This window comes from Streptomyces sp. NPDC001415 (assembly GCF_053597395.1).
Genome location: NZ_JBSFIE010000009.1, coordinates 269,159 through 290,494 on the forward strand (window position 1 = coordinate 269,159; position 21,336 = coordinate 290,494).

The 21,336-nt window shown below is 72.4% G+C and carries 21 protein-coding genes; 6 read left to right on the forward strand and 15 right to left on the reverse strand.

Going from position 1 to position 21,336, the window contains the following annotated elements; translation table 11 throughout:
• Positions 1-47: 47 nt before the first annotated feature.
• The 5 genes from ACWC2B_RS15525 to ACWC2B_RS15545 all read right to left on the reverse strand — a co-directional run bounded on the left by ACWC2B_RS15525 (position 48) and on the right by ACWC2B_RS15545 (position 3,564).
• Positions 48-452 carry an ATP-binding protein gene (locus ACWC2B_RS15525; RefSeq protein WP_450716963.1) on the reverse strand — a complete coding sequence of 135 codons (405 nt, stop codon included), beginning with the start codon at positions 450-452 and terminating at the stop codon, positions 48-50.
• A 182-nt stretch (positions 453-634) separates the two neighbouring features.
• Positions 635-1,057 carry a (deoxy)nucleoside triphosphate pyrophosphohydrolase gene (locus ACWC2B_RS15530; protein WP_450716964.1) on the reverse strand — a complete coding sequence of 141 codons (423 nt, stop codon included), beginning with the start codon at positions 1,055-1,057 and terminating at the stop codon, positions 635-637.
• A gap of 71 nt (positions 1,058-1,128) precedes the next feature.
• Complete coding sequence (locus ACWC2B_RS15535; protein ID WP_450716965.1) at positions 1,129-1,311, reverse strand: SPOR domain-containing protein; 183 nt, start codon at positions 1,309-1,311, stop codon at positions 1,129-1,131.
• Positions 1,312-1,521: 210 nt separating this feature from the next.
• On the reverse strand, positions 1,522-2,274 hold the full coding sequence (locus ACWC2B_RS15540; protein WP_053729995.1) for a GntR family transcriptional regulator: 753 nt from the start codon (positions 2,272-2,274) through the stop codon (positions 1,522-1,524).
• A gap of 156 nt (positions 2,275-2,430) precedes the next feature.
• Positions 2,431-3,564, reverse strand: a complete 1,134-nt coding sequence (locus ACWC2B_RS15545) for a DUF4190 domain-containing protein (RefSeq protein ID WP_450716966.1) — start codon at positions 3,562-3,564, stop codon at positions 2,431-2,433.
• Positions 3,565-3,791: 227 nt separating this feature from the next.
• On the opposite strand from ACWC2B_RS15545, the gene ACWC2B_RS15550 reads away from it, so the two are divergent.
• On the forward strand, positions 3,792-4,979 hold the full coding sequence (locus ACWC2B_RS15550; RefSeq protein ID WP_450716967.1) for a serpin family protein: 1,188 nt from the start codon (positions 3,792-3,794) through the stop codon (positions 4,977-4,979).
• Positions 4,980-5,077: 98 nt separating this feature from the next.
• On the opposite strand, the gene ACWC2B_RS15555 is transcribed toward ACWC2B_RS15550, so the two are convergent.
• Positions 5,078-5,560, reverse strand: coding sequence for a cupin domain-containing protein (locus ACWC2B_RS15555; RefSeq protein WP_450716968.1), 483 nt, complete (start codon positions 5,558-5,560; stop codon positions 5,078-5,080).
• Between the two features lie 65 nt (positions 5,561-5,625).
• Complete coding sequence (locus tag ACWC2B_RS15560) at positions 5,626-6,474, reverse strand: carbon-nitrogen hydrolase family protein (RefSeq protein WP_450716969.1); 849 nt, start codon at positions 6,472-6,474, stop codon at positions 5,626-5,628.
• Positions 6,475-6,648: 174 nt separating this feature from the next.
• On the opposite strand from ACWC2B_RS15560, the gene ACWC2B_RS15565 reads away from it, so the two are divergent.
• Entirely contained in the window at positions 6,649-6,834 is a 186-nt protein-coding gene (locus tag ACWC2B_RS15565; protein ID WP_450716970.1) for a hypothetical protein, read from the forward strand.
• Between the two features lie 175 nt (positions 6,835-7,009).
• Positions 7,010-7,738: a thioesterase II family protein gene (locus ACWC2B_RS15570; RefSeq protein ID WP_450716971.1), complete on the forward strand. Its 729-nt coding sequence runs from the start codon at positions 7,010-7,012 to the stop codon at positions 7,736-7,738.
• On the opposite strand, the gene ACWC2B_RS15575 is transcribed toward ACWC2B_RS15570, so the two are convergent.
• Entirely contained in the window at positions 7,710-9,113 is a 1,404-nt protein-coding gene (locus ACWC2B_RS15575) for a class II 3-deoxy-7-phosphoheptulonate synthase (protein ID WP_450716972.1), read from the reverse strand. The two genes, ACWC2B_RS15570 and ACWC2B_RS15575, sit on opposite strands and share 29 nt — an antisense overlap.
• Before the next feature lie 277 nt (positions 9,114-9,390).
• Here ACWC2B_RS15575 and ACWC2B_RS15580 point away from each other — a divergent pair, with 277 nt between their 5' ends.
• Both ACWC2B_RS15580 and ACWC2B_RS15585 read left to right on the forward strand, forming a co-directional pair.
• Positions 9,391-10,893 (forward strand): anthranilate synthase component I family protein, encoded by a 1,503-nt coding sequence (locus ACWC2B_RS15580; protein ID WP_450716973.1) that lies wholly within the window; start codon positions 9,391-9,393, stop codon positions 10,891-10,893.
• A gap of 35 nt (positions 10,894-10,928) precedes the next feature.
• Positions 10,929-11,531: an anthranilate synthase component II gene (locus ACWC2B_RS15585; protein WP_450716995.1), complete on the forward strand. Its 603-nt coding sequence runs from the start codon at positions 10,929-10,931 to the stop codon at positions 11,529-11,531.
• Between the two features lies 1 nt (position 11,532).
• Here ACWC2B_RS15585 and pdxR read toward each other — a convergent pair whose 3' ends face one another.
• Positions 11,533-12,951, reverse strand: coding sequence for a MocR-like pyridoxine biosynthesis transcription factor PdxR (gene pdxR / locus ACWC2B_RS15590; RefSeq protein ID WP_450716974.1), 1,419 nt, complete (start codon positions 12,949-12,951; stop codon positions 11,533-11,535).
• A gap of 124 nt (positions 12,952-13,075) precedes the next feature.
• On the opposite strand from pdxR, the gene trpD reads away from it, so the two are divergent.
• Positions 13,076-14,131, forward strand: coding sequence for an anthranilate phosphoribosyltransferase (gene trpD, locus ACWC2B_RS15595; RefSeq protein ID WP_450716975.1), 1,056 nt, complete (start codon positions 13,076-13,078; stop codon positions 14,129-14,131).
• A gap of 19 nt (positions 14,132-14,150) precedes the next feature.
• Here trpD and trpC read toward each other — a convergent pair whose 3' ends face one another.
• The 6 genes from trpC to ACWC2B_RS15625 form a co-directional block, all read right to left on the reverse strand.
• Positions 14,151-14,954, reverse strand: a complete 804-nt coding sequence (gene trpC / locus ACWC2B_RS15600) for an indole-3-glycerol phosphate synthase TrpC (RefSeq protein ID WP_450716976.1) — start codon at positions 14,952-14,954, stop codon at positions 14,151-14,153.
• Positions 14,951-15,886 carry an ATP-binding cassette domain-containing protein gene (locus ACWC2B_RS15605; RefSeq protein WP_450716996.1) on the reverse strand — a complete coding sequence of 312 codons (936 nt, stop codon included), beginning with the start codon at positions 15,884-15,886 and terminating at the stop codon, positions 14,951-14,953. Before ACWC2B_RS15605 ends, trpC begins: the two co-directional genes overlap by 4 nt.
• 24 nt (positions 15,887-15,910) lie before the next feature.
• A complete protein-coding gene (locus ACWC2B_RS15610) occupies positions 15,911-16,129 on the reverse strand; it encodes an MbtH family protein (RefSeq protein ID WP_450716977.1) in 219 nt (72 codons plus the stop codon).
• Between the two features lie 68 nt (positions 16,130-16,197).
• Positions 16,198-17,409, reverse strand: coding sequence for a cytochrome P450 (locus ACWC2B_RS15615; protein WP_450716978.1), 1,212 nt, complete (start codon positions 17,407-17,409; stop codon positions 16,198-16,200).
• A gap of 79 nt (positions 17,410-17,488) precedes the next feature.
• Positions 17,489-18,310 (reverse strand): ABC transporter permease, encoded by an 822-nt coding sequence (locus ACWC2B_RS15620; RefSeq protein ID WP_450716979.1) that lies wholly within the window; start codon positions 18,308-18,310, stop codon positions 17,489-17,491.
• On the reverse strand, positions 18,304-21,336 hold a 3,033-nt coding region (locus ACWC2B_RS15625), incomplete at its 5' end, for a non-ribosomal peptide synthetase (RefSeq protein ID WP_450716980.1). The genes ACWC2B_RS15620 and ACWC2B_RS15625, both read right to left, overlap by 7 nt.

Below are 21,336 nucleotides of genomic sequence, written 5' to 3' on the forward strand. Positions count from 1 at the left end.
CGGCCGGTTCTCATCCGGGGCCTGTGATCGTCCGTCCCTCCCTCCTTCTAACCATGCAGAGCCAGCTCGAACCACACGGTCTTGCCCGTTCTGCCGTGGCGGGTCCCCCAGCGCCGGGCGGAGCAGGCCACGAGCTGCATGCCGCGGCCCCCTTCGTCGTCCGTTCCGGCGGCGCGTTCGACCGGCGGATCCGGAAGCGGATCGGACACCTCCACCAGCAGGGTGGTGCTGTCGAGCCGGTCGAGCCGGACCCCGATGGGCCCCGACGCGTAGCGCAGGGAGTTGGTCACCAGCTCGCTGACCAGGAGCACCGCCACGTCCACGGTCGCGGCGTCGAGGGCCCAGCCGCGCAGGGCGTCCCGGACGGCGTGCCTGGCGGTCCGTACGGCTCCTGGTTCAGCAGGGAAGGTCCACTCGGCGCACTCGCCCGAGGTGTCGATCACGCCGATCACCCGCATCCGATGGTTCGGGGGGTTTAGAAACGATTAATAGGCACATACCCGATATTTGGTACGTCCTATCCCCAAGTGGGGCGTATGGCGGCGTCTCGCTCCGCGGGGAGGGGGAAGGGTGGCTCAGGGGGCGCATTCAACCGCGGACCGTCGGGGCTGGTCGTGCAGTTCCTCGCGCCCCTTCAGGGCGCAGCGCCGGGCCCCGAACGGCTCAAAGCCCCCAGGATGCGCATCGCTTCCGCCACCGCCGGGAGGTCCTGGGGCAGCCACTCGACGGCGTCGGCCTCCTCGGGGGCGAGCCACCGCAGTTCGTCGTGGTCCTGGAGCGGGCGGGGCCGGCCGTCGAGCAGCCGGGCGGTCCACGCGTGCAGGACGAGGCCGGGCTTGAGGGGCCACTCCCCCGCGATGCGTTCCAGCGGCTCGGTCTCGATGCCGAGTTCCTCGCGGAGTTCGCGCACGAGGGCCTGTTGTGGGCTCTCGCCCGGTTCCACCTTGCCGCCGGGCAGTTCCCAGCGGCCGGCCAGCTCGGGCGGGGCGCTGCGGCGGGCGGCGAGCAGGCGCCCCCGGTCGTACACGGCTCCGGCCACCACCACGGTCTCGTTCATGCGCCGGAGCGTAACGCGCGCCCTTCGGACGTCCCGCGTCCTGCCTGCGGGGAGGGCTGCCGCGGGAAGGGCTACTGCTGGGCGGGGGCGCCGATCCGCTCGACCCAGTAGAGCTGCTTGTGCCCGCGGACGCCGAGGCGGTCGGCCATCTGCTCGGCCTCGGCGCGCGTGGCGTACTTGCCGACGCGGTACTGGTTGCCGTTGTCGTCCTGACGTATCACCTGCCAGGCGAGCACAGCCCCACTGTCGTTCATCGCACCTCTCCCGGCGTCGGCGTGCAGGTCAGTAAGCATCCCCAGGAAACCGCAATCCGCATATGCCCGAGCCTACGCCTGACCTTTACTCAGCGGATACGGCTTTACACAAAGAGATACGAATTCGGTCATCGGCGGCACACGGAGAAGGGGGCGCACCTGTTGGGTGCGCCCCCTGCTGCCGTACGGGGCCCGGATGTACCGGGGCCGCTATTTCACGGGCAAGTGGTACGCGATCCGGTAGCGGTCGGCCGGGACGACGACGTCGGCCGTCTCGACCGCGAGCCCCGATGCGTAGTACGTCCGCTCGATGACCAGGACGACATGGCCGGGGACCCCGCCGAGCGCGAGGAGCTCCTCCGCGAGCCCCGGGCGCGCACCGACCTCCTCGACCACGTTGTCCACCACCACGTCGATCGCGCCCATCCGCTCGACCACCCCGCAGCCGCCGAGCGGCCCCTCCTCGGGCAGCATCACCGGAGTGCGGCCCGTGACGGAAAGGGGCTCCCACGACGTGGACAGCATCATCTGCTCGCCCGCGTCACGGAAGACGTACCGCGTGCGCATGACGCGGTCGCCGGGGCGGATGCCGAGCCGCTTGGCGATCTCCGCGGTCGCCTCCTCCTGCTCGCTGCGCGACTCCCAGGTCCCGCGCGCCGCCTCCTCGGCCTGCTCCTGACGGAACGGGCTCGCACCCTTCGTGGGCCGGTAGCCGGAGCGGGCGACCCGGCGCGGCACCGGTCGCTCGCGCACATACGTACCCGACCCCGAGCGGCCCTCGACCAGGCCCTCGGCCATCAGGACCTTGCGGGCTTCGAGGGCCACGGTGTCCGAAACCCCGTACTCCTCACGGATCCTGGCCTGCGACGGGAGCCGGGTGTGCGGCGGCAGCGAACCGTCCACGATCTTCTGCCTCAGATCGCCGGCTACGCGCAGATAGGCGGGCTGCTCACCGAATGTCACGGGCCACTCCCATCAGGTTGACAGACTGCAACAGCGTGGCAACCGTGGGTTGGCGACCGCAAGCAAAGGCCAGACATTCACTCGAAGTGATGACGCGCCTTCATCCAGGGCGTACCCGCGGTACAGCGGGTACGTTCTGCCCTCCCCGAGACCTCCTCAGACGCTTTTGGAACCACCGGTTCCGGAACCGGTCCCGCTGCCGCCGGTCCCGCCGCCGCTTCCGCCCGTGCCGCCGCCGGAGTGGTTGTCGCTGGACGGCGGGGTCGTCGCGAGGCCGAGGGCAGCGCGCGCGGCGATCTCATCAGCCTGCTTCATCGCCTTGTCGGCCGCCCCGGAGTGCAGATAGAAGGCGTCCGCGTCCCGGGCGCCCGCCGCCTGCACCCACTCCATCTGCGCGGTCTTCATGCCGTTGATGTACGCCTGCACGGACGCGAGCTTCCCGGCCGACCAGTTGTGCGCGCCCAGATCCTCGGCGTCCAGGCCCAGTGCGCCGGTCATCTCGCCCGCCCACTTCTTGAACCCGGGCAGGTCGTCCTCGACCCGGTCCTCGTCGGGCGCCTTGGCCAGGGTGCGCTCCACGTCGTTGGCGGCCTTCAGGAACGCGACCTGGTCGGCGTCGAGCGTGGTCGCGTCATTGCGCACCGACCCTTCGAGCTTGCCGCCCTCCGAGGCGAACGCGCACGTCACGGTGTGGTCGCCGAGCCCCCAGCTCTTCCGGCTCGGCGTGTAGTAGTACGGCCCCGCGCCGGCCGGGATCTTCCAGCTGTCCATGGCGTACGCCTGCTCCACCTCCCAGCACCGCGCCTCGGCCTGCGCGGAGATGGTCCCGGCGCCCGGGTAGACGCCGTTGTTGGTCAGCACGAACGAGCCGGAGACCTCGGCGTCGTGCTTCCCCTGGCACGGCACGATCCGTACGGAGGCGACCTCGCGCTCCAGCTTGCCGCCGGGCACGTCGAAGCAGTCGCCCTTGCGCAGGTCGAGGGTGTTGCGTGTGGAGGCGGAGCTGTTCCAGCCGTCCTTGAAGTTCCGCCAGCCGTCGGTGAGTCCGCCCGTCGCGATCGAGACGATCAGCAGGAGCGTGCTGATCGTCGAGAGCACGACCCCGGTGACGGCCATACCCTTGCCCCGCAGCCCCTTCTTCTTGATCTGCCCGAGCGCGACGGCGCCCAGGATCAGACCGAGCGGGGGTATGCAGCACAGGATGCCCGTGATGAGGGAGCCGATGGCCAGACCGCTCGTGGGCGGCTGCTGCGGCGCCTGCGGATACGGGTACCAGGGCCCGCCGTTCATCGGCTGCCCCAAGTACGAACCCGGGGCCGGAGCCGGGCCCGGCTGTCCCCCCGGCGCCTGAGGCGGCGCCGGCCAGCCGTACCCCTGCCCCGGTTGCGGCTGCTGAGGCTGCCCGGGTGCGGGCGGCGGCGGTATCTCCACGGGTACGGTGCTCCTCATAGGACTGGGGCGAACTCTTGCGCGAATGCGCATCGTACGCGGGCGACCACGGGGGAATGAGGCGCGGGATGGCATCCAGGGCGGCCGCGATCGAAGCGGCCAACGCGCTGACGGCACGGTGGGGAAGCACCCACGCGGGCACGGCCGGCACCGTCTTCTCGGCGGCCGGCGTCTGGCCGCTGCTCGCCCTCCTCGCGGCCGGCGCGCACGGCCCGGCGCGCGGCGAGCTGGCGGACGCCGTGGGCCTGCGGCCCGAGGACGCGGCCGCCTGCGCCCGGGAGTTCCTGGCCCACGTCGGCGGGATCCCCGGGGTGCACGCCGCGACCGGTCTGTGGACCAGGCGGACGCTGCCGCTGCGCCCCGAGTGGTCGGCCGAACTGCCGCCGGGCGCGCACGGGGTGCTGACCTCGGACCCCGCGACGGACCGCAAGACCCTGGACGCCTGGGCGTCGGAGCACACGGGCGGGCTGATCGAGGCCATGCCGGTGGCGGTGGACGAGGGCACCGAGCTGATCCTCGCTGCGGCCCAGGCGGTACGGACGCGGTGGATCCAGCCCTTCCGGTCGTTCCCCGTCCGGCCCGGGTCCGGACCCTGGGCCGGTCGCGAACTGGCCGGCCTCGGCCGCAGCACCTCGCTGCTCGACCGGGTGGCGGTGGCGGAGACCGCGCACGGCCCGCTGACCGTGCTCAAGGTGCTCGGCGACACCGGTGTCGACGTCCATCTCCTGCTGGGGGACGAGGAGTTGACGGCAGGTCATGTCCTGGCGGGCGGTGTCGACGTCCTCGCGGGGCGCTGTCCGGTCGTGCCCGGCGACCGGCTGCTCCATGGCGCGGTGGGCCCGGGCCTGACCGTGCAGAACGTGCGCAGCCGCACCCGGGATCCCCAACTCGCCGTCACCACCGTGCCGTTCGACCTCTCCGCCGAGCACGACCTGCTGGCCTCGGCGCGCCTGTTCGGCCTGGCGACGGCGAGCGACCTGTCGCGCGGCCACTTCGACGGCATCAGCGCGGACCCGCTGGCCGTCGGCTCGGCCCGGCAGGCGGCCAGGGCAACCTTCGGTGAACTCGGCTTCCGCGCCGGCACGGTGACCGCCGTCGCGATGGCCCCGGGCGGCGTCCCCGCTCCCCCGCCCTATGTGGTGAGGCGGATCGAGGCGGCCTACGACCGCCCCTTCGGCTTCCTCGCCGTACACCGCACCTCACGCCTGGCCCTCACCGCGGGCTGGGTGACGGAACCCACCCCGTGGACCTGGTGAGCCCGGCGCATCCCGCCCGGGACGCGCGGCCCTGGCCCGCCGGAGCCGCGCGTCCTAGGGCCTGTCCGGCCGGCGGATCTTGTCTGGGACGCGTGGCCCTAGTCCGTCCAGTACGTGTCGTGCTTCAGGAAGAACTCCGTGCGCTCCTGCGGGCTCAGCCGCGCGACCTCGCCCACCTTCTCGAAGTACTCCTCGCGCGGGGCGCCCGGTGCGAAGAGCAGCAGCATCGAGGCGGCCTCGTCCGAGTCGTTGCGGAAGCCGTGCAGGCCGCCCGTCGGGACGTACAGGAAGTCGCCCTTCTCGGCCTCGATCCACTGCTCGCCGTTGTAGAGGCGGACCGTGCCGTCGAGGATGAAGAAGGTCTCCGAGATCGTGCGGTGAAAGTGGGTGCTGGGGCCGCCGGCCCGGGCCGCCATGTCGAGCCGGTAGAGCCCGAACTCGCCCTGCGTGGACTCGGTGGTGGCCAGGTAGTGCGTGCGGCTCCCGTTCGGCGCGGACAGCTCCGCGGGGGTGTCCGCCGGCCGGAACACCGCGTTGACCTCGCCCTTCTCGCCAAAGTACCTGGGTTCCGGATACGACATGGCACAGCTCCTCGCGATCGGGTTCGCCACCACTCTGGCGCACGGCGGGCGCGTCCACCAGCCGTTCAGCGGGCCGGGTCCGCCCCCAGGGCGGTGCGCGGTTCGGCGTCCGTGTCATGCAGGTCGCGCAGCATCGGCTCCGCCTCGCGGGCCGCGCGCAACCGCTCCGGGAGAAGGTCGGCGAAGACGAGTTCCTCGTCCGCGGGGCTGCCCTCGGCGACGAGGCGGCCGTCAGGGCCCCACACCGCGCTGCTCCCGCAGGCGCGCCAGCCCCCGGTCACCCCGACGTGGTTGGCGAGCACCGCGTACACGGTGTTGTCGAAGGCCCGGGCCGGGAACCAGATCCGGGACTCGTGGTGGCCGTTGCCCTCGCCGAACAGGGCGCCCACGACATATGCGTGGCAGCCGTCGAGCGCGGCGGCGCGGGCGTGTTCGGGGAACCCGGAGTCGTAGCAGACCCCCAACCCCAGCCGCCAGCCCCCCACTTGGAGGGTGGCTCCGGCACGGCCCTGGCGGTAGACGGCCCGCTCGTGCTTGAACAGGGTCTGCTTGTCGTAGCGGCCGACGACGCCGGTCGCGTCGAAGGCGAGGGCGGACACGTACAGCTCCCCGCCGTCCTGTACGGCGGCCCCGACCACGGCGGTGACCCCGCTCGCCCGGCAGGCCTCGGCGATCGGGGCGAGCCGGGGGTCGGCGGGGCGTACCGCGCAGCGCCGGGGGTCGGTGCGGATCAGCTCGATCTCGTATCCGCTGAGGAACTTCTCGGGAAAGACGACCACGCGCGCCCCGCCGTCCCCGGCCTCCCGGATCAGCCGCGCCACGGCGGCCGCGTTGGCCTCGACCTCCCCGGGAACGGCCTGCGCCTGTGCGGCGGCGATACGGAGAGGGGCGTCGGGAAGCTCGAATGCGCTCACGGACCTCGACCCTACCGCGCGCTTCCCCGGAGGCCGGCGCGAGCCCTGAGCACGGTCCGTGACTGCCGGACATGCGTGGAATGTCCGTGCGTGCCAGGCTGGTCGAGGCCCGGGGGAGCCGTGGGAACGGCCCCGGCCCCCCGCCCCCTCACACCCCTGTAGGAGTGAAGCCAGATGGGCATCAAGGACCAGTTCGACGACAAGGCGCAGGAGCTCAAGGACAAGGCCAAGCAGGCGATGGGCGAGAAGAAGGACCAGGCGCAGGAGCGGGCACGCCAGGCGCAGGACAAGGGCCAGGACGAGACCCGGCGCGCCCAGCAGGAGGCCCAGGACCGCTTCGACCAGGACTACGACGTCTGACGCGAGCGGTCCTCCCGGCAGGAGCGGCGCACCCGCGGCACCGGGTGCGCCGCATTCGCGCCCGCCGCGAGATGTCAGCTACCCGTCAGCCACCTGTCAGTCCCTCGTCAGCCCCCCGCCGGATCATGGACCGCGCGTATGCGGAGCCACGCGGTACCGGTCTTGGGGGCAACAAATGGTCTGGATACAACGCGTCGCGCCTCGGCCGTTCGCGACTCGGCGGGTGGTCTGCTTCCCGCATGCCGGGGGGTCGCCCTACTTCTTCCGGGGCTGGGCCAAGGCGCTCGGCGATTTCGACGTGCGTGCGGTGTGTTATCCGGGGCGTGCGGAGCGGATTGCCGAGAAGCCCGCTGATGACCTCATTGCCATGGCTCGTCAAATCGCCCAGGAAGCGGTGCGGTTGATGGCCGAGGACGGGCTGCCCACCGCGTTCTTCGGACACAGCATGGGCGCCATCGTCGCGTACGAGACTGCCATGGAGCTGGCGAGCCGGGGAATCGATCTCGATCACTTCTTCGCCTCGGGGGCGCGGGCCCCCCACCTGATGCGGCCCGATCCCGGCGCCCGGTGGGACGACGAATCCATCGCGGCCACTCTCGTGGAACTCGGCGGCACCGATGCCGAACTTCTGCACAACCCCGCTTTCGTCGAACTCGTCTTGCCCTACATCGGGGCCGATTTCCGCATGCTCGCCTCCTACGACGCGCCGCCGCGCACCCCGTTGGGCTGCGCGGTCACCGCACTGGTCGGGGCCGACGACCCGCGGGTGACCCTCCAACAGGCGTCCGCCTGGCGGGAGTCGACCCGGGGTGCGTTCGAGGTGCGGACGCTGCCCGGGGACCACTTCTATCTGGCCCAGAACCCGCCGTTCGACATCATCGAAGGCTCCGCGGCCGGGCGTTGACCCGGCCGCGCTCGCGGTACATCCGGGCCAGCTGGAAGGCCAGGTCCAGGGACTGGGTGTGGTTGAGCCGGGGGTCGCACGCCGTCTCGTAGCGGTGGTGCAGTTCCTCGGCGAGCACCGCGTTGCCGCCGCCCACGCACTCGGTGACGTCGTCGCCGGTGAGCTCCACATGGATGCCGCCCGGGTGGCTGCCCAGCGCGTCGTGCACCTCGACGAAGCCGCGCACCTCGTCCAGGATCGCGTCGAACCGGCGGGTCTTGTGCCCGCTCGCCGCGGTGATCGTGTTGCCGTGCATCGGGTCGCTGACCCAGCAGACCTGCGCCCCCTCCGCGTTGACTTTCTCCACCAGCGTGGGCAGCAGGTCGCGGATGCGTTCGGCACCGGCCCGCACCACGAAGGTCAGCCGGCCGGGATCGCGGTCCGGGTCGAGCCGGTCGAGCAGCCCGAGGACGGTGTCGGGGCTGGTGGTCGGGCCGAGTTTGACCGCGATGGGGTTGTCGATGCGCGAGAAGTACTCGACGTGCGCCCCGTCCAGATCGCGGGTCCGCTCGCCGATCCACAGCAGGTGGGCGCTGGTGGCGTACGTGCGTCCGGACTCGGCCTCGGTGCGGGTCAGGGCCGCCTCGTAGTCGAGCAGCAGGCCCTCGTGGCCGACGAAGAACTCGGCGGTGCCCAGCTCCCGCGTGTCCACGCCGCACGCCTTCATGAAGGCGAGGCTGCGGTCGATCTCGTCGGCGAGCTCCTCGTACTGCTCGCCCACGTGCGAGTCGGCCACGAACCCCCGGTTCCAGGCGTGCACTTGGCTGAGGTCCGCGAAGCCGCCGGTGGTCAGGGCCCGCACCAGGTTGAGCGTGGTGGTCGAGGCCTCGTACATCGTGCGCAGCCGCTGCGGGTCGGGCCTGCGGGAGGCGGCGGTGAACTCCACGCCGTTGACCGCGTCACCCCGGTAGGACGGCAGGGTCACGCCGTCGCGGTGCTCCTGGTTCTGGGAGCGCGGCTTGGCGTACTGCCCGGCCATGCGGCCGATCTTGACGACCGGCAGGGCCGCGGCGTGGGTGAGCACGGCGGCCATCTGAAGGAGCGTCTTGAGCTTGCCGTGGATGCCGTCGGTCGTCGTGCCCGCGAACGTCTCGGCGCAGTCGCCGCCCTGCAGCAGTACGGCCTCGCCGCGGGCGACCGCGGCCATGCGCCGGCGCAGCAGATCGCATTCGGCGGCGAAGACCAGGGGCGGCGCCTTCTCCAACCTCGCGGTGACGGACCGCAGTTCGTCCAGGTCCGGCCACTCGGGCTGCTGGGCGGCGGGACGGGCCCGCCAGGATTCGGTGGCGCTTTCGGTGGAAGTGATCACTTCGGTGTCCCAGATGCTGTTTCTCATTACTGCCTCCGGTGCGGCTGGCGGGGAGGAGGAGCGGCATAGCAAAAGTGGGGGGATAAAAGTGTTCGGGGGCGGTCCCTGACAGGCGTGCGTCGGACCGGGTCGGTAACAGGTCAGCGCAATCGGACCGCCGGGGTCAAGTGAATCGCGAGTGGACCGTATCGGGCGCCGCGAATTGGTCTGGCACCGATGGTGTGCCCGCTGATTTGCTTCGCATGGCCGAGTGGTCCGCGTCGGCAGAAATCACCGACCGTCCTTTATGTACGAGGAGTTCACCATGCCGGGAATCAGCACGATCGGTGTGCGGGTCACCGATACGGCGCTGCCGCACCACGACCCTCTCGATTTGTACGTCCGGCTGCGCGAAAGCCTCGCCGCCGACGACGTATTCCTCTTCGAAAGCGTGGACGGCGCCGACCAGGACCGCCGCTGGGCCGTCGTCGGGTTCGGCCGGCTCGCCGAGATCCGGGTCCACGACGGGTATCTGGAGATCGACGGGGCCGCGCGGATCGCCGAGGCGCTGGCCGGCCGGGCCGCCGCGGCCGGGCTCGGGGACCACACGGTCGAGGCCGGGGTGCACCGGCTGACGTTCGGCGCCGCCGAGCGGATGTGGGACGTACTGGCCGGGGCGCAGGCCCTGTTCGACGTCGCGACGGACATCCCGTCGACGGCGTACGCCTTCGGGTTCCTGACGACCTTCGCGTACGAGTCGGCCTGGCACATGGAGACGCTGCCGCCGCGCACCAAGGCGCCGGGCGGCCCGGACATCACGCTCACCCTCTTCCGCGACACCGTCTGGTACGACCTGGTCGACGGCGGGGTGCGCCAACTCAGCGCGGAGAGCCCGGCGTTCGCCGACCGGCCGAGGCTCGCGGACGCGGTCCTCGCCGCCGGGGCCGCCTGGGGCGCGGTCAAGGACGAGCCGGCGCCCGAGGCGCCGGCGCCGCTCTCGGTGCGCGACAGCGTGAGCCGCGAGACGTTCCTCGGCTGGGCCGACCGGTGTCTCGAACACATCCGGGTCGGCGACATCTACCAGATCCAGATCGGCCACCGCATCGACGTGCGGACCGAGTTGGAGCCGGTGGACGTCTACCGGCGGCTGCGCGGGCGCAACCCGTCGCCGTACATGTACCTGATGCCGCGCGCCGGACGGACACTCATCGGGGCCAGCCCCGAGCTGTTCTACCGGATCGAGGGCGACGAGCTCACGATGCGGCCCATCGCGGGCACCGCCCGGCGCTGCGCGGACGCGGAGGAGAACGAGCGCCGCGTCAAGGAGATGCGCGAGAGCACCAAGGAGCAGGCCGAGCACATCATGCTGGTCGACCTGTGCCGCAACGACATCGGGCGGGTGACCCGGCCCAGCACCCAGCCGGTGGACCGGCTGATGGCGGTGGAGACGTACTCGCACGTCTTCCATCTCGTCTCGACGGTCTCGGGCCGCCTGGAGCCGGACGTCGACACCTGGCGGGCGCTGCGCGCCACCTTCCCGGCCGGCACGATGACGGGCGCGCCCAAGGTCCGTGCCATGGAGATCATCGACACTCTGGAGCAGGAGCGGCGCGGCAGCTACGCGGGCGCGGTCGGCCTGGTCGACGTGCGCGGCTGGAGCGAGCTTGCGCTGACCATCCGCACCATCGAGTACGACGGCGAGACGTACTCCACGCAGAGCTCGGCGGGCATGGTCGCGCAGTCGGAGCCCGAGTCGGAGTGGCGCGAGACGCTGGCGAAGATGGGGGCCGCCTACTGGGCGCTCACCGGTCAGGAGCTGTCGTCGTGACCCGAACCGCACACGCCGAAGGAGACGTCACGGGCATGAAGGTGCTGCTGATCGACGCGTACGACAGTTTCGTGCACATCATCGACCAGTACCTGCGCACCCTGGGGGCACGGACCGAGGTCGTACGGTCCCACACGCTCTCCCCCGACGAGCTCGCCGCGCGCGAGCCCGACGCGGTGGTGCTCGGGCCCGGGCCCGGCCATCCCGCGCGGTCCGGGCATGTGGAGCTGGTGCACCGGTTCGCCGGGCGGGTGCCGCTGCTCGGCGTGTGCCTGGGGCACCAGGCGATCGCGCTCGCGCACGGCGGGCGCATCGAGGTCGCGGACCAGGTGATGCACGGGCGGACCAGCACGGTGCGGCACGACGGGGCCGGGCTCTTCGAGGGGCTCGGGCACACCCTGGAGGTGACCCGGTACCACTCGCTGATCGTCGCCGAGCCGCTGCCAGATGAGCTGGTGTCCACGGCCGTCGCCGTCGACCACGGCTACCTGATGGGGCTGCGGCACCGCACCCTGCCGATCGAGGGCGTGCAGTTCCACCCGGAGAGCATCACCACCACGGGCGGGCTGACCATGCTGGACAACTTCCTTGGTTCCGCCGCGAGGTGGCGCTCACCTGTGGAGCTCTCCCGGGTCTGATTCACCCGTGGGCGGCCGCCGCCAGTTGCCGGACGGCCTCTCCGACGCCGGAGCGCGGCAGGTGGGCGTGGCCGACGACCAGGGCCGGGGCGCCGCGTCCCGGCCCGGTGTGGAAGGCGGCCGCGCCGCGCAGCAGGACCGAGCGGCGCAGCGCCCGGGCGACCAGGGCCGCCTCGTCGGTGCCCCGGGGCAGTTGGAGGTAGGCGTGCAGTCCGGCGCCCCGGCCGAGGACCGCGGCCCCGGGAAGATGGCGGCGCACAGCCTCCTCCAGGGAATCCCGGCGGCTGCGGGCGAGGGAGTTGAGCCGGCGCAGGTGGCGGTCGAAGAGGCCGGTGCGCAGGAGTTCGGCGAAGGTCAGCTGGGTGAGGGTCTCGGTGCCGAGGTCCTGGCGCGCGCGGGCTCGCATCAGCGGGTCGAGCAGGGGCGCAGGCGCGGCCAGCCAGCCGAGCCGCAGGCCGGGGGCGAGTGACTTGCTCGCCGTGCCGGCGTAGACGACCCGCTCGGGGTCGGTGCGCTGCAACGCGAGCGGCCGGGCGCCGCGTTCGTACCAGAGCCCCCCGTCGTAGTCGTCCTCGATGATCCAGCCGTCGACGTCGCGCGCCCACCGGGCAAGGGCCTCACGACGGCGCTGCGAGAGCGTGACGCCGGTCGGGAACTGGTGGCCGGGGGTGACAAGGACCGCGCGGGTGCCTGACGCGGCCAGCGCCTCGACGTCGATGCCCTCCGCGTCGACCGGGACCGGCACCGCCCGCAGCCCGCTCTCGCGCACGAACTGCCGCTGCCCGGGGTGGCCCGGGTCCTCGATGGCGAGCGCGTCGATGCCGATCCGGGGCAGCACCGCGCACATCAGGCCGAGCGTCTGCGCGAAGCCGGCCACCACCATCAGCTCGGCGGGCGAGGTGCGCACTCCCCTCAACCGGCCGAGATAGCGGGCGAGTTCGAGCCGCAGGTCCGGCTCGCCCGCGAGCGACGGGTAGCCGTGGTCGGCGGAGTCCGCCCGGTACAGGACCCGCTGGTAGCAGCTGAGCCACTCGCGGCGCGGGAACGCCGGAATGTTGCCGCCGCTGGGCCGCAGATCCCAGCGGACCGGCGCGGGCGGCGCCCCGTCGCGCGGGCCGGCCGCCCCCTGGTCGTCGAGGAGCGCGGGCACCACGGACCGCTCGTCCCCGAGATGGCGTACGACCCTGGTGCCCGCGCCCTGGACCGCCTCCAGGTAGCCCTCGGCGACGAGTTGCCCGTACGCCTCCACTACCACGCTGCGTGACACGTCGAGGTCGTCGGCGAGCCGCCGGCTGGACGGCAGCCGGGTGCCCGGATGAAGAATTCCCTCGACGATCTCCCGCTTGATGAAATTCTGGATCTGCGAGGTCAGGGAATTCGAGGAGTCCCTGACCACCTCCACCGCAATGTGCAGGGCCACCGGTCCCGCCCCCCTTTACCAATTGGACCGTACATCTCGCCGAATAGTGGTCTGGAAAGCGCTTTGCGCGCCTCACAGAATGGGTTGTGCATACTTCCCATGGCGCCGTTCAAGGAGATTCCCCGTGACTGCCGAGCCGCAGGGTCGTACCTGGCCGGAATTGCTGAACTCGCTTCTGGACCGAAGGGACCTCACCATCGAGGACTCCTCCTGGGCGATGGATCAGGTGATGTCGGGCGGGGTCACCCCGGCCCGTCTGGCCGCCTTCGTGGTGGCACTGCGCGCCAAGGGCGAGACCGTCGACGAGATCGAGGGCCTGGTGGCCTCCATGCGGCGCCACGCCGTGCCCCTGCGGGTGCCCGGGCCCACCCTCGACATCGTGGGGACCGGCGGCGACGGCTCCAACAGCGTCAACATCTCCACCATGTCGGCGGTCGTCGCGGCCGCGACGGGCGCCCGGGTGGTCAAGCACGGCAACCGCTCGGCGTCCTCCGCCTGCGGCTCCGCCGACGTCCTCGAAGAGCTGGGCGTGGCGCTCGACCTGGAGCCGGAGGTGGTCGCGACGGTCGCCGAGGAGACCGGCATCACCTTCGCCTTCGCCTCGGTGTTCCACCCGTCGATGCGGCACGCCGCCGCGCCGCGCCGGGAGCTCGGGGTGCGTACCGTCTTCAACGCGCTCGGCCCGATCGCCAATCCGGCCGACCCCACCGCCCAGGCGATCGGCGTCGCGGACCCGCGCCTCGCGCCCCTGCTCGCCGGGGTGCTCGCCCGCCGCGAGGTGTCGGCGCTGGTCTTCCGGGGCGACGACGGGATGGACGAACTGACGGTCACCACTACCTCCACGGTCTGGTCGGTCATGGGGTCCGAGGTGCGGACCGAGTCGTTCGACCCGCGCGACATCGGCATCGATCACGCGTCGCCCGACGCCCTGCGCGGCGGGGACCGGACGCACAACGCGCGGGTGGCCCGGGAGACCTTCGCGGGGGCGCGCGGGCCGGTCAGGGACGCCGTGCTGCTCTCGGCCGCGGCGGGCCTCGCGGCCCTGAACCCGAGCGAGCGGCCCATCACGGAACGGCTTGCCGAGGGCGTGGCGCGGGCCGGCGACGCGATCGACTCGGGGGCCGCGGCCGCCGTCCTGGAACGCTGGACGACGGTCACGGCCAAGTACGCGACGAGTTGAGAGCCTGCTCTGGGTCCGGTCAGGTCGAGGCGGGCGCGCTGCGGCCCGCCTCGACCAGGGCGGCGACGGCGGCGGTCGGGCTGCCGCCGGTCACCACCGCCTCGCCGACCAGGACGGCGTCCGCCCCGTGGGCGGCGTACGCGATGACATCGCCGGGGCCGCGCACCCCGGACTCGGCGATGCGCACCACGTCCTCGGGGATCCCCGGGGCGAGGCGCGCGAAGGTGGCGCGGTCGACTTCGAGGGTGCGCAGGTCGCGGGCGTTGACCCCGACGACCCGGGCGCCGGCCCGCAGCGCCCGCTCCACCTCTTCCTCGTTGTGCGTCTCGATCAGCGGGGTGAGCCCGATCTCCACGGCCAGCGCGTGCAGGTCGGCCAGCAAGGACTGCTCCAGGGCGGCGACGATGAGCAGCACGAGTTCCGCGCCGTGCGCCCGGGCCTCCCACACCTGGTACGGGTCGACGACGAAGTCCTTGCGCAGCAACGGCACTTCGACCCTTGCCGCCACCGCGTCCAGGTCGGCGAGCGAGCCGCCGAAGCGGCGCTCCTCGGTGAGCACGCTGACCGCGGCGGCGCCCCCGGCCTGGTAGGCGACGGCGAGCGCGGCCGGGTCGGCGATGGCCGCGAGCGGACCCTTGGAGGGGCTCGCCCGCTTCACCTCCGCGATGACCCGTACGCCGTCGGTGCCGCGCAGCAGCGCCGCGCAGTCCCGCGCGGGCCCGGCCGACGCCACGCCCCGCTCCAACTCCGCCTGGGACACGCGTCGTTGGCGTACGGCCAGATCGGCGCGGGCTCCCTCGACGAGCCGGTCCAGGGTGTTCATGACGACGGCCCCCCGGTCAGCTGCGCGAACACGTCGTCCAGGGTCGGGCGGCGCAGCGCGAAGTCCGAGACGGTGACGCCCGCCTTGCGCAGGGCCACCGCGACGTCCGCGACGTCGCCGAGCCCGTCGTCCAGGAGGATGGAGACGTGGCCCTTCTCCTCGTCCACCGTCGGGGCCGTGGTCAGGGCGGTGCCGAGCGCGGCGAGCACCGCGCCGATGTCCGAGGGCGAGGGGACCGTCAACTCCAGGCGGTCGCCGCCCACTTTGCGCTTCAGTTCGTCGGGGGTGCCGTCGGCGATCACCCGACCGGAGTCCACGACCACGATCTGGTCGGCCAGGACGTCGGCCTCCTCCAGGTACTGAGTGGTCAGGAGCAGCGTCACACCGCCGGCCACCAGCTCCCTGACCAGGTCCCACAGGGCGAGCCTGCTCACCGGGTCCAGGCCCGTGGTGGGCTCGTCGAGGAACAGGACGGGCGGCGAGGTGATCAGACAGCTCGCGAGGTCGAGCCGACGGCGCATGCCGCCGGAGTAGGTGTGGGCGGGGCGGTGGGCCGCGCCCGCCAGTCCGAAGCGCTCCAGGAGCTCGTCCGCCCGGCGTCGCGCCGCCCGGCCGCCCAAGTGCAGCAGCTTGCCGAGCAGCACCAGGTTCTCGTGCCCGGTGAGCACCTCGTCCACGGCGGCGTACTGGCCCGCGAGGCCGATGTGCCGGCGCACCTCGACGGGCCGGCGCACCACGTCGAAGCCGGCCACCTCGGCACGGCCGCCGTCCGGCGGCACGAGCGTGGTGAGCACCTGCACCGTGGTCGTCTTGCCCGCCCCGTTGGGTCCGAGCAGGCCGAGCACCGTGCCGGCCCGGACGTTCAGGTCGATCCCCGAGAGCGCCTCGACACCCCGGTACCGCTTGCGGATGCCCTCCGCCCGGATGGCCATCTCCACGTCAGCCGCCCCGTTCCCTCAGCGCGCCGGGTCTTGGGACGGCTCGCGCAGGGTGCGCGGGCGCATGTCCGTCCAGTGCTGCTCGACATGGGCGAGCGCGGTGGCGTGCGGGCTTTCCTCCAGAACCACCGTCCATCCGGGCGGGGTCGCCGCGAAGGCGGGCCAGATGCTGTACTGCGCCTCGTCGTTCACCAGGACCCGGAACGTGCCGTCCTGGTCGTCGAAGGGGTTCGGCATGTCGTCGCTTCCGTTCTCTTCGGTCGTACGCGGTCGGGAATGTGTCGTGGTGCGGCTCTCTCGTGCGGTCAGCCGGACCGGCCGAGCCGGACCGGCAGGCTCGTGTAGCCGTACACGAAGTTGGAGTAGAGGGTCTTGGGGGTGCCGAGGATCTCGATGTCGCCGACCTTGCGGCGCAGCGCGGAGAGCATCGCCGAGACGTGCGTACGTCCCAGGAAGGCGCCCAGGCAGAAATGCGGGCCGTGCCCGAAGGCGACGTGCTTGTTGGGGGTGCGGGCCAGGTCGAACCGGCCGGGCTCGGCGAAGACGTCCTCGTCGAAGTTGGCGGCGCTGTTCCACAGGGTGACCACGTCGCCGGCGGCGATGGTGCGGCCGCCGATCTCCACGTCGGTCAGGGCGCGGCGGCCGAAGTGCATCGCCGGGGTCGTCCAGCGCAGCACCTCCTCGGTGGCCGTCTCCAGGTCGGCGCCCTCGCGCAGGGCCCGCCACTGCTCGGGGTGCTCGGCGAGCGCGAGCACGGCGCCCACCGACGACATCCGGCTGGACTCGTCGCCGCCGAGGATCAGGCTGTAGCAGTTGAAGACGATCTCGTCCTCGCTCAGCGGGCGGCCGTCGATGACGCCGGTGGCCAGGGCGCTGAGGACGTCGTCGCCGGGGTTGCGGCGGCGTTCGGCGGCGAGCGACGAGAAGTACAGGAGGATCTCGTTGCGGGCCAGCCATTCCTCCTCGGCACCGTGCTCGGAGCTGGTGCGCGACAGCGTCTGGGTGTTCCAGTGGACCAGCTGTTCGCGGTCCTTCGCCGGGATGCCCATCAGGTCGCCGATCGTGTTGATCGGGATGTGGTCCGCGAGGTCGGTCACGAAGTCGAACGAGCCGCGCTCCAGGGCCTCGTCGAGCAGCGCGTCGGTGCGCCGCTGCACTCCCTCCACCACGGGCGCGAGCACCCGGGGCGAGAAGGACTTGAGCATCAGGTTGCGGATCTCCCGGTGGCGCGGGCCGTCGGTGACGGCGAGCATCTTGCCGGACGCCGAGTCCTGGCCCTGGAGCAGGGTGGCGAGGACGTTGCCGCGCTCCGAGGTGAACCGCTTGTTGTCGCGGTACACGGCGAGCACGTCGGCGTGCCGGGACAGCACCCAGAACGGCGGTGCGCCGCCGGTCGCGGGGTGCAGGTGGACGGGCCGCTCGGCGCGGAAGCGGGCCCACATCGCCCGCAGGTCGGTCTCGGCGAAGGTCCGCGGATCGGTCAGGTCGATCCGGTCCAGGTCTTGAGTGATGGACATGGTCGGTGCCATGGCGTCCCCCGTTGATGGTCAAGTGGAGTGCTGCGCGGGCGAGTTGGGCGGGCTGCCGTGTCGCGGCTCAGTGGGCCGCCGTGCGGTAGCGCCGCAGGCTCAGGAACACGGTGAGGACGAAGACCACACCGAGGGACACCGCGAGGGCGAGCGACGCGTGGTCGGTGGGGAAGCTCCCGCCGGTCGCGGTGGGGTTGCCCCAGAGCCTGCGGGTCTGGGTGACCACCGCGCTGACCGGGTTCCACTCGGCCATGACGCGCAGCGCGGACGGCAGTCGGTCCACGGACTGGAAGGCGTTGGAGAGGAACGAGAACAGCACGGTCACGAGTCCCGCGACCACGTTGATGGTCTCCAGGTTGCGGGAGAACAGGCCGAGCAGCACCCCGATCCACAGCATCGCGTACATGAACAGGGCGAGCAGCGCGAACCCGGCGAGCACGGACAGCGGGCCGTTGTCGGGCCGCCAGCCGAAGAGCACCCCGAGCACGGTGACCACCGCGAGGCCGATCAGACCGACGGCCAGGTCGCCGAGCGTGTGCCCGACGAGAACCGCCGGGCGTGAGATCGGCAGCGAGCGGAACCGGGCCACGAGCCCGCCGCGCAGGTCCTCGGCGACGGCCACCGCGGTCGGTCCGATGCCGGCGAGCCCGGCCTGGGCCGCGACCCCGGCGAAGATGTACTCCTGATAGCCGCCGGCCCCGGTGACCGAGAGCGAGCCCCGGAACAGATAGCCGAGGACGACCATCGACACCAGCGGGTTCATGATGATCCCGATCAGCCGGCCGGGGGCCCGGCGCAGCCGGCGCAGCCGGCGCCCCGCCACGGCGAGGGACTCCACGACCAGCGCGAGCGGCGCCGCCGGCCTGCGTATCTGAACCAGCGTCACCATGTGCGCTCGCCCTCCTCGGGTGCGTCCTGGGCCGCCGGTGCGGCGGGGGTGTGGGGCAGTCGGCCGAGGGCCGCGTCGATGACGCGTCCGACGACCGCCTGGGGGCCGGGGTGCATCAGGTACTCGTGGCCGCAGTCGATCCGGTGGATCCGCAGCTCGCCGTCCACGTGGTCGGCCCAGCGGCCGGTCAGCTCGTCGGCCTCGGCCGGCGCGTACTCCCGGGTGGCGACGAGCAGGTGCATGTCGCCGTCGAAGCGGCCCGCGGTGAACCGGTCCATCAGCTCGCCGTGGGTGCGGGCGAGGCGCAGCAGCCGCGGCACGCCCTCCTCGCCGAGCTCGGCGAGCGGGTGGTTCATCGTGCGCAGGGCGTCGAGGAGTTCGGCCGGGGTGACCTGCCGGGCGGCGAATTCCTCGCGGCTGCGGCCGAGCGCCTCCAGTGCGCGAAGCAGCAGCTCGCGGTCGTCGTGGGTCTCCTCGTCCCGTACGGTCCGGCCGGGATAGCCGTCCAGGTTGGCGAGGAAGTCGACCTCCTCGCCCGCCTGTTGGAGCTGTACGGCGATCTCGTGGGCGAGGACGCCGCCGTAGGACCAGCCGAGCAGCCGGTAGGGGCCGTGCGGCCGCACCTGCCTGATGTGGCCGATGTACTCGGTGGCCACGTCCCTGATGTCGGTCGGCATGGGCGTCACGCCGCCCGCGGCCGTTGACTGCAGGCCGTACAGCGGGTGGCGCCGATCGAGGTACCCGGCGAGGCCCACGTAGGGAAGGCTGAAGCCGAGTCCGCTGTGCACGAGGAAGACGGGCGGTGCCTCCCCGCCGGGCCGGATCGGCAGCACGGGCGCGAACGGGTCGAGCAGTCCGTCCTCGGTCGGGCCCGCCTTCTCGGTACGGACCGCGAGTTCGGCCACCGTGCGGTGCAGCACCACATCGGCGACGGTGAACCGCAGCCCGGCCGTCTGGGCCCGGCTGACCAGGCGGACCGCGAGCAACGAGTGGCCGCCCAGGTCGAAGAAGCTGTCGTCCACGCCGACCCGCTCAAGCCCGAGCACCTGCGCGAACAGGCCGCACAGGGCCTCCTCGACCGGGTCGCGCGGGGCGCGCGAGGACACGGCCGCCGCGAAATCCGGCGCGGGCAGCGCCCGCCGGTCGACCTTGCCGCTCGGCGAGAGCGGCAGCGTCTCCAGGGCCACGACCAGCGGCACCATGTACTCGGGCAGCGAGCGGGCCACGAACTCCCGCAGCTCCGCGCCGTCCACCGGCCCGGCCCCGGCGGCCGGGACCACGTACGCCACCAGGACGCCGCCGCGTCCGCCGTCCGAGCGGGCGACCACCACGGCCCGGCCCACCGACGGATGGGCGAGCAGTACGGTCTCGACCTCGCCGAGTTCCACCCGGAAGCCGCGCACCTTGACCTGGTCGTCCGCGCGGCCCACGAACACCAGCCGCCCGTCCGGGGTCTGGCGCACCACGTCGCCGGTCCGGTACATCCGCGCTCCGGCGGGCCCGAACGGGCAGGCCACGAAGCGCGACGCGGTCAGATCGGGCCGGCCCACATAGCCGCGGGCCAGGCCCGCGCCGGTGAGGTACAGCTCGCCCGCGACTCCGGCCGGCACCGGGCGCAGTCCCTCGTCGAGGACGAGGACGCCGGTGTTCCACACCGGGCGGCCGAGCGTGACGGGCTCGCCCGCGGTGAGTTCGGTCGCGGTGGACCAGATGGTCGTCTCGGTCGGGCCGTACAGGTTGGTGACCTGAACGGCGTGCTGCGTCAGCGTCTCGGCGAGGGACTGCGGGACCGCCTCGCCGCCGACGAGGACGCGCAGCCCGCCGACCGCCTCCGGGTCCCGCAGCGTCAGCTCCTGCCACAGGGCGGGGGTCGCCTGCATCACCGTGACTCCGGCGCGCTCGATGAGCGCGGTCAGGGCCGCCGGGTCCAGGACCACCCCGTCCCCGCCGATGACGACGCCGGCCCCGGAGATCAGCGGGACGTAGAGTTCGAGGCCCGCGATGTCGAAGGACCAGGTGGTGACGGCGAGCAGCCGGTCGGCGGGGCCCATCGGGAAGCGCTCGGCCATCGAGAGAAGGAAGTTGAGCAGGTTGCGGTGCTCGATCATGACGCCCTTGGGCCGTCCCGTGGAGCCCGAGGTGTAGAGCACGTACGCCGGGTGGCCGGGCAGCAGTGGCGCGGCGCGGTCGCTGTCGTCGAGGTCGGCCCCGCTGTGCGCGGCGAGGGCCGTCACGGTGGCCGGCTCGTCCAGGACGAGCGGTGGCACCCCGGTGGTGGGCAGGAGCGCGGCGGTCGCCGTGTCGGTGACCAGGAGCGCGGGGTCGGCGTCGCCGAGGATCAGCGCGATGCGCTCGCCGGGGTGCGCCGGGTCGATGGGCAGGTAGGCGGCGCCGGACTTGAGCACCGCGAGCAGCGCCACGACCATCGCCTCACTGCGCGGCAGGGCGAGGGCCACCAGGCGCTCGGGGCCCGCGCCACGGGCGATCAGTTCACGGGCGAGCCGGTTGGCCCGCTCGTTCAGCTCCCGGTAGGTCAGCTCGATGGCACCGGCCACCACGGCCACCGACTCGGGCGTCCGCGCCGCCTGGCGCTGGAACTCCTGCGGCAATGTGCTGTCCGGGAGCGGCCGGGCGGTGTCGTTCCACTCGACGAGGGCGCGGCGGCGCTCGTCCGCGGACAGCATCTCGATCGCGCCGACCGTCAACTCCGGTTCCTGGGCGACCTGTTCGAGCAGCCGCACCAGGCGGTCCGCCATCGATGCCACCGTGGACTCGTCGAAGACGTCCGCGCTGTACTCGACGAAGCCTTCGAGGCCGCCGTCCGGGCCCTCCTCCTCCATGACGTTGAAGGTGAGGTCGAGCTTGGCGGCGTCGGCCTGGATGTGTTCCGGCACGGCGCGCAGCCCGGCCATGCGCAGTTCGGGACGCTCATTGTTCTGGAGGATGAGCATCACCTGGAACAGCGGATTGCGGCCCATCGACCGCTCCGGGTCGAGCACCTCCACCAACCGCTCGAACGGCACATC